This is a genomic window from Thermohalobacter berrensis (assembly GCF_003609645.1).
Taxonomy (GTDB): domain Bacteria; phylum Bacillota; class Clostridia; order Tissierellales; family Thermohalobacteraceae; genus Thermohalobacter; species Thermohalobacter berrensis.
Map to the genome: position 1 here is coordinate 1 of NZ_MCIB01000014.1, position 13,544 is coordinate 13,544.

Annotated in this window: 14 protein-coding genes and 1 riboswitch; of the genes, 3 read left to right on the forward strand and 11 right to left on the reverse strand. The window is 30.8% G+C overall.

All coding sequences use genetic code 11. From position 1 onward, the window contains the following. Positions 1-135: 135 nt before the first annotated feature. From cobT to BET03_RS07670, 7 genes are all read right to left on the reverse strand, one after another. Positions 136-1,182, reverse strand: a complete 1,047-nt coding sequence (gene cobT / locus BET03_RS07640) for a nicotinate-nucleotide--dimethylbenzimidazole phosphoribosyltransferase (RefSeq protein WP_120168983.1) — start codon at positions 1,180-1,182, stop codon at positions 136-138. Between the two features lie 93 nt (positions 1,183-1,275). Continuing rightward, positions 1,276-1,468: riboswitch (cobalamin riboswitch) on the reverse strand. 66 nt (positions 1,469-1,534) lie between these two features. Next, entirely contained in the window at positions 1,535-2,272 is a 738-nt protein-coding gene (locus tag BET03_RS07645; protein WP_120168985.1) for a permease, read from the reverse strand. Then, a complete protein-coding gene (locus BET03_RS07650; RefSeq protein WP_120168987.1) occupies positions 2,269-2,745 on the reverse strand; it encodes a permease in 477 nt (158 codons plus the stop codon). Before BET03_RS07650 ends, BET03_RS07645 begins: the two co-directional genes overlap by 4 nt. Positions 2,746-2,793: 48 nt before the next feature. Continuing rightward, positions 2,794-3,363 (reverse strand): TetR/AcrR family transcriptional regulator, encoded by a 570-nt coding sequence (locus BET03_RS07655; protein ID WP_120168989.1) that lies wholly within the window; start codon positions 3,361-3,363, stop codon positions 2,794-2,796. Between the two features lie 332 nt (positions 3,364-3,695). Continuing rightward, positions 3,696-5,363: a carbon starvation CstA family protein gene (locus BET03_RS07660; RefSeq protein WP_120168991.1), complete on the reverse strand. Its 1,668-nt coding sequence runs from the start codon at positions 5,361-5,363 to the stop codon at positions 3,696-3,698. Between the two features lie 200 nt (positions 5,364-5,563). Beyond that, complete coding sequence (locus BET03_RS07665) at positions 5,564-6,463, reverse strand: hypothetical protein (RefSeq protein WP_120168993.1); 900 nt, start codon at positions 6,461-6,463, stop codon at positions 5,564-5,566. A gap of 95 nt (positions 6,464-6,558) precedes the next feature. Next, entirely contained in the window at positions 6,559-7,968 is a 1,410-nt protein-coding gene (locus tag BET03_RS07670) for a [Fe-Fe] hydrogenase large subunit C-terminal domain-containing protein (protein ID WP_120168995.1), read from the reverse strand. A 203-nt stretch (positions 7,969-8,171) separates the two neighbouring features. Between BET03_RS07670 and BET03_RS07675 the strand changes: the two genes are divergently transcribed. From BET03_RS07675 to BET03_RS07685, 3 genes are all read left to right on the forward strand, one after another. After that, positions 8,172-8,675 carry a redoxin domain-containing protein gene (locus BET03_RS07675; RefSeq protein WP_120168997.1) on the forward strand — a complete coding sequence of 168 codons (504 nt, stop codon included), beginning with the start codon at positions 8,172-8,174 and terminating at the stop codon, positions 8,673-8,675. 148 nt (positions 8,676-8,823) lie between these two features. Then, on the forward strand, positions 8,824-9,486 hold the full coding sequence (locus BET03_RS07680; protein ID WP_120168999.1) for a hypothetical protein: 663 nt from the start codon (positions 8,824-8,826) through the stop codon (positions 9,484-9,486). 12 nt (positions 9,487-9,498) lie between these two features. Next, positions 9,499-9,684, forward strand: a complete 186-nt coding sequence (locus BET03_RS07685; protein ID WP_120169001.1) for a DUF1858 domain-containing protein — start codon at positions 9,499-9,501, stop codon at positions 9,682-9,684. Positions 9,685-9,717: 33 nt separating this feature from the next. On the opposite strand, the gene BET03_RS07690 is transcribed toward BET03_RS07685, so the two are convergent. The 4 genes from BET03_RS07690 to hcp form a co-directional block, all read right to left on the reverse strand. Then, complete coding sequence (locus tag BET03_RS07690; RefSeq protein WP_120169003.1) at positions 9,718-10,266, reverse strand: hemerythrin domain-containing protein; 549 nt, start codon at positions 10,264-10,266, stop codon at positions 9,718-9,720. 19 nt (positions 10,267-10,285) lie between these two features. Next, the gene (ric, locus tag BET03_RS07695; protein ID WP_120169005.1) at positions 10,286-11,020 is read right to left on the reverse strand and encodes an iron-sulfur cluster repair di-iron protein; all 735 of its coding nucleotides are present in this window, start codon (positions 11,018-11,020) and stop codon (positions 10,286-10,288) included. 86 nt (positions 11,021-11,106) lie between these two features. Beyond that, entirely contained in the window at positions 11,107-11,811 is a 705-nt protein-coding gene (locus BET03_RS07700) for a Crp/Fnr family transcriptional regulator (protein WP_120169007.1), read from the reverse strand. Positions 11,812-12,027: 216 nt separating this feature from the next. After that, the gene (gene hcp, locus BET03_RS07705; protein ID WP_120169009.1) at positions 12,028-13,380 is read right to left on the reverse strand and encodes a hydroxylamine reductase; all 1,353 of its coding nucleotides are present in this window, start codon (positions 13,378-13,380) and stop codon (positions 12,028-12,030) included. Positions 13,381-13,544: the final 164 nt, after the last annotated feature.

Genomic DNA, 13,544 nt, shown 5'->3' on the forward strand with positions numbered 1-13,544 from the left:
ATATCTTTTTTTAAAAATTTACTTAGAATTTAAAAATATCCCTCAACATTATGAAAGGGCTGAATATATTCAGCCCTGAACTAACTACAGACTACTAACTATTAACTGATCTTAATTGTTAATTGTCAATTGCTTCTATACATTTATTCCAGCTTCTTCAAACGTAATCATTTCATTATTCATATAAACTGCTGCTTCAACAATATTAAAGGCTAAAACTGCACCTGAGCCTTCTCCAAGTCTCATATCCATATCTAGCATTGGCCTTAATCCTAATAATTTAGAACCTTTAATAGCACCCTTTTCTGCTGAAAAATGTGATGGAATTAAATAATCTTTAACCTTTGGCTCTATTTTATAAGCTATTAAGGCAGCAGCCGTAGATATAAATCCATCAACTACCACTGGAACTCTATTTGCGGCCCCTGCAAGCATTACTCCTGCCATTCCCCCTATTTCTAATCCTCCAACCTTTGATAGAATATCTATTCCATCTTCAGGATCTGGTTTGTTTATTTCAATTGCCCTTTTTATTACACTTGCTTTATGTAATAGCTTATCTTCTGGATAGTTAGCTCCCTTACCAGTAACCTCTATAGGGGCATATCCTCCAATTACAGATACTATTGCAGAACTTGGAGTAGTATTACATATTCCCATCTCCCCTGTTGCAAGTAGATTTCTTCCTTTTTTAATTTCCTTTTCTGCTATTTCTATTCCAACTTCTATAGATTTTATAGCTTCTTCTCTACTCATCGCAGGACCTTTAGCCATATTATCTGTCCCATATTTTATTTTTCTATTTATAATTCCTTCTTCCTTAACATCTTCTTTAATACCAATATCAACAGGTATTACATCTGCTCTAGCCTGCTTAGCAAGTGCACATACACCAGTTACACCCTTTACAAAATTAAGTGTCTGTATAACAGTAACCTCTTGAGGATAGGCTGCAACACCTTCTTCATATACTCCATGATCTGCTGCAAATACTATTACTGCTTTATTATCTACCTTTGGAAAAGGCTTTTTAGTTATTCCCGATAATTTAACTACTATATCTTCTAGTTTTCCTAAACTACCTATTGGCTTAATAAGATTATCTACTCTTTTTCTTGTCTTTTCCATAATTTCATCATCAAGCTTACCTATTTTTTTTACAGTTTGATTTAATAAGTCCATTCAGATACCCTCCTATTTCCTTTTTACACAATAAAAAAAGTTCATGATCTATTTGCATATAACAAATAGACCATGAACTTTACCATCATTCATGACCGTAAAAAGTTATAGGCAGGTCTCCTGGCTTAGGTTCATAGCCTTTATACGCCTTCCCAGCAAATTTCATTGCCAGTGGCATAATGTATAAAGACTCCCCCTTACAGTGGCGGGACCGCTGGAGATTTTCACTCCATTCCCTATTATCCTTAACCTATATAGTTAAGGCACCTATAACTTTTTGATATTCTTTTTTCTATATAATTATATTCTTCAAAGCTCTATAAATTCCTCTTACAATTTTAATTTTTCTAAATCAATTAGTTAACTCTATTTGTCTATTATTATTTAGTATATTAGTAATCTTTTTTCTCAATTCTTCACTACTTATACTACATTTTTCTAATTTTGTTTCTCCCTTTACTATAGCTTCAGCAAATTTTCTACAACTATCATATCCACATCCTCCACAGTTATATTGTGGTAGTCTATTTTCAACTTTTATAACTAAATTACTCTCCTTAGCTTCCTTTCCATTATCCTTAATTATCTCTTGTTTATCAATTAACTTTTCTACCATATACCCAATAAATATAATAGCCGGAACAGTTAAAATTCCTCTAATAATCATAAACTGAAAACCTATAAACTTACTCTCAACTATCATCATTGGCACTTTTACAACTGCCCATGAACTTATTATTATAACTATATTAGATATACTTGCCCCTTTTCCTAAAAGTGAAAATGCTACTGGAAAGGCTGCATATATTGGCCCTGCAGATATAGAACCTATAAATACAGATATTAATTTTCCCTTTAAACCTGACTCTTTACCAAAGTTCTTAATTATTACTTCTTTAGGAACCCATACTGTTATAAGACCAGAAATTATAAAAACTGCTGGAAGGATCTGAAACATCTCTTTTAAGTAACCTGCTGTTGTTTTAATTGCAGTAAAGAATATTTCTGAATTAACCACTAATGTAAAAAGGTATAAAATTACTGTAACAATTTTTAATCTATGTTTTTTTATACTACTTGTACTTATCATAATATCACTCCCATCCCAAAGGCGATTAATATAGCTGCAATAATACTAATTCCATTTCTAATAAGAGTAAATTTTTTACCAAAATATTTTATTTCTATAGGCATTGTGGCAAAACCTACCATTGTTAAAGTAGTTAAAAAAGCAGCAATTGCCACTAAATTTGAACCACTTTTTAATAATGATCCTGCAAGTGGAAAAGCAACAAAGGCTGGAATAATCGTTATAGTACCAATGGCTGCTCCTAAAAGAATACTAAATATTTCATTAGAGCTTCCTAAAAGTGTTTTTATTACTGACTGTGGAATCCACGCTAAAAATAAAGCAACTAGTGCCATTATAAAAAAGACTTCTGAAAAAGTATTTTTAAACAATTTAGTAGAAATTTTAAGTGTTTTTTTAGTTTTTGCCTTATCTTTTATAAATGACCATAACAAAGAAATAACCGCTATTAAAATCAAAATTATTGTGGTCATAAAACCCCTCCTTTGAATGAATGTTCATTCACTTATTCTTAAAAAAAATTATTTTTCTATACCCTTTAGAATAAATTGAAGTACTTCTTTCTTAGTCATTTCATAATCCTTTAAAATATCGTTTGTTGACTCAACCCTATAAACAGCTCCCCTTATAGCATGAAATATAACATGGGAAACCAGCTCATAATTTAATTCTCTTATTTCATTTCTTTCTTTTGCCTTTTTTAACATACTTGTAAATATAATTGGTAAGTCATTTAAAAACTTTTTTACTCCTTCAATTGAACGTCTATTTGGCATCATACTCTCTTGTATTAATACTTTACCAACCTTCGGATTTTCTTTTAACTGTTCAAAGTGGAAATCCAAAAACTTACTTATCTTTTCTGATATATGCTTATTATTATCTTCAATGTCTTTTAAAAATTTTACCCTTTTATCATGTTCAACTCTAAAAATATAGTCGATTATTTCGTCTTTATTTTTAAAATAATTATATATAGTTCCTACTGCAACATTAGCTTTATCCGCAATCATCTTTATCGTAGTATTGTGATATCCCTTTTCTGATATTACTTCTATTGCACATTGTCTTATTAATTCTTTTTTTTCCATACTACTCCTCCTCTGAATGAATGTTCATTCACTTTTTATTGTAATTTTTTCTCCATTAATTGTCAAGTAGTAGTTTAGTATTCCAAATGAAATGTATTACAAATCCATCAACAACGGTTGAAACAGTTTTTGGTGTTTAGTGGATAGTGGTTGGTTTAATAAATCATTAGCTCCATTAGCATTTCAATTTATTTTTGTTTTAAATTTTTTCTAACTATAAATTCTCAATTGTCCATTGTCAATTGCTTTTTAAATGCAGTTTTTGGTGGTTAGTGGAACGTAGGTAAAAAAATACTGAGGGACTAAATGCCCCTCAGTATTTTTAATCTATTTTATGATTTTACTAAATCAGCATCATCGGCTTTACCTAAGTCTAGTATCTGTTTAGCCTCTTTACCAACAATAAGAGCTAATATTATTAATATTATTGCTGTTATTCCTAGCACATAGTTAGGCTCTACTCCAAACAAGTGATTGTATCCTTGATATATTAATGCTGCAATTGTTGTTACAATCATAAATACTGCAGGATAAAGTGTATACTTAGTTGGTTTCTTAACTCCCACTAAGTATGCTGTAACAACTAATAATGCTAATGCTGCAACTAACTGGTTAGCAGCTCCAAACATTGGCCATATGATTCCATAAGTTCCTGTATATCCTAGATAGAACGCTGGTATTGCTATAAATAATGAACCTGCCATTCTATTTTTAAGTACAGGAATCTTTGGACCTAAAAGCTCAGCTGTAACGAATCTTCCTAGACGGATAGTTGTATCAAGGGTTGTCATAACAAATGTCTTAAGCATTGTAACACCAAATAACATACCGAATGTTCCAAGTAGAGGCTCAACTAGTCTACCATATCCTACACCAAATGCTTTAATAGCCCCACCTTTATTTAATATTTCAAATAAAGCAAACTCTTCCATACCAGCTGGTGCTTTCCAGAATAATCCTGCACTAACTGTTAATAAAGCTAGTGTTGCAAGAACACTCTCAACAAGCATTGCACCATAGCCAACTTTTTTACCATCAGTTTCCTTAGCTAGCTGCTTAGATGTTGTACCACTACCTACTACTGAGTGGAATCCAGAAATTGCACCACATGCAACCATGATAAATAGCATTGGCCAAAGTGGTCCCTTGCCACTATTTACAAATCCTGTAAATGCTGGTGCATTAATAGGTGGGTGAGTAATTAATGTTCCTATAACACCTATTGTTAATCCAATAATTAATACCCAGTTTGATATATAGTCCCTTGGTTGTAAAAGCATCCAAACAGGTAATACTGACGCTATAAGTCCATATAACATTAAAAGTACAAACCAAAATGCAAAAGCAGCGTTTCCAGTAAAAGGAGCTGATATTGGGAATAAATATCCTAAATAAATTAGTAAGAATAAACCTAATATTGCTATAATAGTCCCAACTACAATATTTACATTTCTCTTATATACTAAATAACCGAATAACATAGCCAATGGTATTATTCCAAATGTAGGTATAACTACTGCTGGAGTTGTCATTAATGTATTAGCAGCAACATATCCAAATACTGCAACGATAAGTATTAACGTAATAAGTAGGAAAACTGAGAATAGATTTCTTGCCCTTTTTCCTATTACTTCTTCAGCAACCTGTGAAATAGAATGACCTTTGTATCTTACTGATACCATAAGTGATAAATAGTCATGAACTGCACCTATAAAGACTGTACCTAAAAATATCCATAATATAGTTCCACCCCATCCAAATGCGGCTACGGCTGCTATTGGGCCAAGTATTGGGCCAGCACCTGCTATTGATGAGAAGTGATGTCCAAATAAAATCCCGGCTTTACCTGGATAGTAGTCTACACCATCTTGTAAAGCTACTGAAGGAGTAGGATTATCATCATTAGGTTCTACTAGTTTTCTTTCCATCTTAGTCCCATACCACTTATAAGAAATAGCAAACCAAACAACAGAAAGAATTAATAGTACTGCAGAATTCATCTAATCTCCCCCCTTTCCATCGTTTTTAACATCTGGCAATATTCAGAAGATTTCGACTCCTAAAAATATCTCACCTCCTCGTGTTTTTTTAGTTATAATTTTGCCAAAAAATTATCTAGAAGTCAATTTCTTCTAGATAGAAAATTAAAATTAAAGGTTAAAATGTAAATATAAGGGAGTGAACTGTTTGCTGTTAACACTTAAGATTGTGATGCCTTTTCCCTTACTTTGTTCAAATTTTCAATAGCTACATCTCTTTTTATTTTTAAAAGCTCTACATTTTTCATCTTAGCTACATTCTTAAAATCTTCAATTGATAGTTCAAGTTTATCCATTTCTCCTTTATCTTTTTTATCTAATTTAATTTTTTTCCTAAGCCTACCTAAACTTGAATCTATCTCTTTTAAAGCCATATTAGCCTTTTCCCAATCATTCATCTGACCATACAAATATACTTTATTTATTGAAAATTTTAATCGCATTATTTCTCCATCAGGCTTTCCTTTATATAAGTCTAGAAACTTAGATAAATAAAAAATCATATTATTTGCTTCTATTAAAGATCCCATTTCATTTTCTGCTTCAACATTTACTGTAAGTCGATTTAAAGTTTTTTCAAAGCCCTTTATATCTTCTTCACTTGCTCCATCCTTTATTGCAGTTATTTCATATGTGTTCCAATCTGTATGTATTTTGGTAACTTTTTCGTTAATACTATCCCACATTCCCTTAATCTTGTCTTCCTTTGTTTGTTGTTTACTCTGTTGTTGACCTTGATTTTGTTTACCTTGCTGATTTTGTTGTCCTCCCTGTTGGTTTTGCTTATCTTGTTTTTCATTTCCTTGCTCTTGTTTATTTTGATTTTCTTCTTGTTTATTTTGTTTTTCTTCAGGCTTTTTCTTCTCTTCCTGTATTTTTTCTAATTCACTAATAGTATCTTCTACTCTTTTTTCTATGGTTTTTAAAGGCTTAGGTACTTCCTCTGACTCTTTTTTTACCATTGGCTTTTCTTGTTTAGGGCTACAGCCAAATAAATTTATTATTAAAAGTATAAAGATAAATATAGGTATTATTGACTTTATTTTCTTTCCTTTGTCCATCAACATTATCACCTCAAGGTTAGTATATCCTAATATATCTATTTTAATGAGAAATATTAAATTCTAATTAGCTATTTCCCTGGAAATTAGTAGTATCAATGAACTAATTTTTTTACATCCCTTGTTAAAATTTTAGCTGCCTCATTATCTCCAATTATATCTTCTATATGCTTTAATCCTAATTCCTTTAATATTTTTACTACATTCATATTGTCAAATGGAGTCATTATAAGGGAATCTTCTCCAAATTCATTTACGATATTGGTTGCTTTATCTTTATCAATATTGGTCCTTGGTCCACCTACACATCCACCTTCACACCCCATACCTTCTATAAAGTTTGCTCCTATGTCCTTACCATTTGAAATATCATCTAATATCTTTTTACAGTCTTTAACACCATCTACTTTTTTAGCTTTAAATTTAATAAGTCTTCTTGGTGCAAGCCTGTTTACAACCGTTTTAACAGAAAAGCTTACTCCACCTGTCCTAGCATATACTCTACCTCCAAAGGATGCTTGGTCCTTTTCATCTCCTGGTAATTCCTTTAATCTTATATCTAAAGCTTTAAAAATCTCTTCCATCTCCCTAAAGGTTAGAACAAAATCTATGGCTCCTTCTAACCTTTCATCCTTAGCTTCTGCTTTTTTAGCAATACATGGTGCTATAAAAACTACTTTTGAATTTGGATATAGCTTCTTTAATATCCTTCCAGAAGCTATCATTGGTGATACAGAAGGAGACATATGTTCAAATAATTTAGGATAATTCTTTTCTGTAAGATTTATCCATACAGGGCAACAGCAACTAGTTAGGAAAAAGTCATCTTTAGTAGTTACCAATTCATCAAATTCAAGGGCTTCTTTTATAGTAAGAATATCTGCAAATAGAGCAGTTTCAACCATATCTTTAAAGCCTAAAAGTCTAAATGCAGTCCTTAACTGTCCCATTGTAATATTATCTCCAAATTGTCCTACTATTGATGGTGCTACTGATGCAAAAACAACAGTATCTTTATCTTTTAAAAAGTCAACTAATGGCATAAACTCTATTTTATCTGCTATAGCTCCAAAGGAACAACTAGTAACACACTTACCACAGCTTAAGCATTTATTATTAACAATTACAGGACCTCTACTCCTTTTATAAACCTGTGCTTCATATTTACATGAACCATAGCAATCACTCTCTTCAAATTTCTCACCACAATAATGACATACTCCATCTATTTTAGTAACTACAGGACCTTTTACACAGTTTAAATCTCTTACTTCCTTTAGTTCATCTGAAAACTCTGTATCCCTTCTAGGATTAAGTCCCATGGCTAATCTAATATGGTTTTTAACAAAAGGTATATCTCCTTCATTATAGTTATACTTATCCTTCATTTTATTTACTAGTCCCTCTAAATCTTCATTTTTTAATTGTCCTTTCCATCTTTTTTTTACTAATTCCCTAAAGATTTCCATTCTCTTAGCTTGAAAATCATTAAACCTTTCATCCATAGTATCACCTTCTTTATTTTTTTCTCATTTTAGTTTTTCAAATAAAAACAAAATAAATACAAAAAAGATAGTATTATCAAATAAATAGACTATGTTTTTAGTACTGATTTTTAAAAGTTTTCTATTTTACCTAAAATTTTAAGTTTATTTTGGAAAGTTAATGATAAAACTAACACTAAGAAAGTGTGAAAGGAGGAAATTTTTTGGTAAGAATTGGACAACATGCTCCAGAATTTGAACTTCCTAGTACCCATGATAAAGATATTTCTTTAAGGGATTATAGAGGTAAATGGGTTGTATTATTCTTTTATCCACTAGACTTCACTCCTGTCTGAAGTACAGAGGTTCCAGAGTTTAATCGTAGATTAGATGATTTTAAGCGATTAAACTCAGCTGTATTAGGTATTAATACAGACAGTATTCCAACACATAAAGCTTGGATTGAAAGCTTAGGTGGGATAGACTATCCACTGTTAGCCGATTATGATAAAGAAGTAACCAAATCCTATGGTGTTTTCTTTGATGAAGCCGGTGGTATTGCTTTAAGAGGTACCTTTATAATAGACCCAGAGGGCGTAGTACAGCATATTTCTATCAACAATCTTGATGTTGGAAGAAGTGTAACAGAAGTGTTAAGAACCCTTAAGGCTTGCCAAACAGGCGCAGCATGTCCTGTTGACTGGGATGAAGGTCAAGAAACTTTATAAAAATAAGGCACTTTTTTGTGCCTTATTTTTCATTATAATGTGATTCAAATCATATTTTTACAATTTTAAATCTTATATAATTTAAGTGAGATACTTAACATAAACACCCAACAATTATAAACAACACATCTTACAAGGAGATGATTAGATGAGTAGATTTTTAGCACCAATACACTTTTGGTTATTTAATAAGATTAAACTTTATGAGAAATTAGAATATGAAATAGTTGAAAATATTGAAAAAGAACTTAGTGCTAACATATCTGATATAGTATCAGATTTAAGAAATAAAATTGGAAACCCTATTGAAGATAAACCTCTAGATGAATTGATTGATACTAATAATATCCATGGCTGGCTTCAAAATAAAATTAATATTGCAGAAACTAGACAGGCGGCACTTATAACTGAAATAATTAAGAAATTTGGAGATAAAGGATTAAATATTGTAAAAGAAAGCTATAAAGACCAAGCTATTAGATGTGGAAAAGAGGCTAGCAAGGAACTTGATGTTTCAACAGCTCCTTCCCTTTACAAGGCATTAAATAACTATATTTTAGATGGTATGCCATGTGATAATGTAAATAATATAACTATAGAAGAAAACGATAGACTTCAATGGAAGGTAGTAAATTGTCTTCATAAAGGTTACTGGGAAGAAGTAGAAGGAGATATAAACATTCTTTATGAATTGCGTGAAATATGGATATCCAATTTTATAAGAAATGCAAATCCAGATTTTGACTATCAATTTAAAATAGATAAAATAGATGATAGGAAGATACTAGTACATGAAATTAAGAGAATTTAAGGAGGTTTTAAAATGAAAATTACAAAGGATATGTTAATAGGTGAGATTTTAAAACAAAATCCTAAAGCTGCCGAAATTTTAATGGGCTTTGGCATGGGCTGTCTAGGTTGTCCTTCTTCACAAATGGAGACTCTTGAAGAAGCTGCCAATGTTCATGGTATTGATTTAGATAAATTGTTAGAAGAATTAAATAAATAAAAAAACATCTGGATTTTAAGTCCAGATGTTTTTTTATTTATTTGCTATTTTTTCTATTTCTTCTGCAAGTCTTAAATATTTTTGTTGTACTCCCTTTTCTTCAGCCTCTTTTTCAACCTCTTTGCTTTTCTCTTCTACCTCTTGTAATGAAGATTTACTTAGTTTTTCCTTTCCAAACTTATATATTGTATTATCTTCTTTATCTATATGTCTGTGTAATAAGTCGGTATATGATATTGCATTAGCTATAACATCTACCCTTGAATCCATATCTCCATTTTTTACCCTTTCTACTGCTTCTTCTAAGTTTCTCATATAGAGTCTGCCTAAATCGTGTTCTGCCAACATGCCTAAGATTGGATTTTCAACTTCTAATTCCTCTGTCATCTTTTTAAATAGAATATCCTCTTCTTTGCTATGATGATGTCTGTCTGCATAGTTTCTCACAAAGTCTATAATTTTATGAAATACATCATAATCTATCTCTTCATCATTTAAAACTTTAATACATAACTTTCTAATGGCTTTTAAAACCCTTTTTATAACCTTATGTTCCTCCATCATTAATGTTATAGAATCCATTTTAACACCTCCATATTTGTTATTTATTTATTTTATCTTTCTCTTCCTTTAGCCTTTCAAATAAAATATTATTTTCTAAATGAATATGGCTAAATAGGTCTGCTTCTATACTTTCAAGCTTTTCATAGGTTAATTCAAATGACTTACAACCTGTTTCAGGTACTTTATAATCATTAGTTATTCTTCTCATTTCCTTAAGAATATCCCCTGCTGTATTATGTTCATCTTCCGTTTCATTCATAACCTTAAATATTTTATTTAGAAGCTCTTTAGATGGCTTCTTTTCATATTCTTTTATAAGTGGAAAGAGAACCTCTTCTTCCTTTACAAGATGCTGTTCAATATCAGCTTTTAAGCTATTAAATAATTTATGGAGTTTAGATAGAACCTCTCCACTATCAACATAGTGAACCTTTAATATTTTATTTAGTAGTTTAGATGTAGATGGTAGTTCTTTTTTCATAAAAGTATGATGTTTTTCAATTATATGGTCTATTAGATCTGACATCTTTACTAATCTCCAGTCAACTTCTTTAATCTTTTTGTTTACAGACTCTTCATATACTTTGTTTAACCTATTAAGAACTTCTTCTTTATTTAAATTTTTCTCTTCTAGTGCATCTTTTAATAATCTATTACCTCCACAGCAGAAATCTATTCCATATTCCATAAAGATTTCTGAAGCTTTGGGAAACTCAGCTACTATTTCTCCAACCTTTTGATCTATATTAAATTTTTTTTGAAGTGTTGGCATTATAATTCCTCCTTAATTTTATTTGTTAATTCCATTATATAGGTTAATCCATAAAAAATCCGTGATTTAGGTCAAATAAAAAATACTTAAACTGTATACTTTTCTAACTCTTCTTCATCTAATAAAAGTATTTTCTTATTTCCTACTAATTTAATAATTCCTTCATCTTCAAATTTCTTTAACTTTCTACTAATAGTTTCCCTAGCCACTCCAGTATAATTCGACATATCTTCTCTAGTTAATGGGAGATTAATCTCTATACCCTCTACAGTTACCCTTCCATATTCATCTTTTAAGTCTAATAGTAAATGTGCTACCCTTGCATCTACATCATTAGTGGCTAGATTTTTTACCAATGTCTCTAATTTTGATAACCTTCTAGCTACTGCCTCTAAGATTTTAAGACCTATTTCTGGTTTTTCTAATATAATTTTTCTTATTTTTTCCTTACTTAAAGTACAAAGCCTAGTTGGAATAACAGCCTGTGCATTAAAGCTATATTCTCCTTTTTTTAAGAGATTTAATTCTCCAAAAAACTCTCCTTCAGATAATATATGTAAAATCTGCTCTTTTCCATCCTTTGTATATTTAAATAATTTTATTCTACCCTTATTTACAATATATAAGGTATTACTTTCCATTCCCTCTAGAAATATAGTTTCTCCCTTTTCATAATTTTTTCTAACTATCATAGAGGCTATTTCTCTCAATTCTTCATCTGAAAGGGCTGAAAAAATAGAAACTTTCCTAGTACACGTTTCTCCCCTACAATTTAAGCATCCGTGCTTCATCTCTTTTCCCCCTTACATTCCTTCCATTTATCATATAGTATACCCAAACTTTACATAATAAAAAAGTCTTCTATTAAAAATAGAAGATTGTTAAGGTTGACTTTTTTGAAACACATAACGGAAATTATATTTTATCCACAGTTTTTATTTGTTTATAATTTTATATGTGTTATAAAGACATAAAATATAAGCGACCAACAGGGTCGCTTATATTTTTTATCCCATCATTTTTTCTAAATCTTTTTTAGCATCTCCACTTATCATTTGTAGATTGAAAGTATCTTGTAACACTTTTAGTACTCCCGGTGTTACAAATTTTGGTGCACTTGGACCAATATACATGTTTTTCACACCTAAGCTGAATAACCCTAGAAGGATTGCTACAGCTTTTTGTTCAAACCATGATAGAACAATTGAAACTGGTAAGTCATTTACATCACAGTCAAATGCATCAGCTAGAGCCAGAGCAATTTTAACGGCTGAACCTGAGTTGTTACATTGTCCAAGGTCAATATATCTTGGTATATCAGTTCCTGGTACTGTACCATAGTCTACATCATTAAATCTAAATTTACCACAGGATGTTGTTAGGATCGCGCAATCTTTTGGTAATGAAGTTGCTAATTCTCTGTAATAATTTCTACCTTTAGTAGGAGCATCACAACCAGCAATTACAAAGAACCTCTTAATTTTACCTGCTTTAATTGCATCTACAATCTCTGGTGCTATATCTAATACTGTATTGTGGTGGAATCCTGTTGTCAATGTTTTATCTGATTTAATATTAGCCTTTGGTAATGATAATGCCTTTTCAATTATAGGAGTAAAGTCATCATTTTCAATCTTCTGTACTCCTTCTAATCCAGCAGTTCCATAACTCCAAAATCTATCAGCATAGCTTCCTTTAATAGGCATTAAGCAGTTTGTAGTACCTAAAATTGCCCCTGGGAAGCTTTCAAATACTTTTCTTTGGTCATACCATGCTTTACCTACATTTCCCTTTAAGTGAGGGAATTTCTTTAATTCTGGATAACCATGTGCTGGAAGCATTTCTGAGTGAGTATAAATATTAATACCTTTTCCTTCTGTTTGCTTTAGAAGTTCATGTAGGGCATGTAGATTATGTCCTGTAACAAGTATTGAATGTCCTTCTACTTTATCTTGAGAAACTGTTACAGGTTGAGGTACACCAAGTTTTGATGTATGTGCTTTATCTAGTAAATCCATTACTTTAACTGTAGCTTGTCCGACCTTCATTGCCATATCAATATGCTCTTTTAGATTAAAGTTTGAATTTGTTAGTGTAGTATAAAGTGCTTCATGAGTTATTTTATTTACTTCTTCATCCTCTAATCCTAATTCTCTAGCATGTGTAGCATAAGCGGCAACACCTTTTAAACCAAAGATAATTATATCTTGCAGACTAGCTATATCAGGGTTTTTACCACATACACCAAATTTAGTACATCCAGTTATAGGGGTTTGTTCACATTGGTAACAGAACATTGGGTTAGGTTCATTAGTTTTCTTTACTTCGTTATTATTTTTATTTTTAAATAGTCCAAACATTATCTTCTGTCCTCCCTTTCATGTCTTATTACATAAATAAATATATAACAATTCATATAGACATACTGTGATTTATGTCACATTTTAATTTTTTTGTGATTTTTTAAACAAAACAGTTTTTTTAATAAAGAATAAGTGAAGTTTTTTTACGGAAAAATAAAATA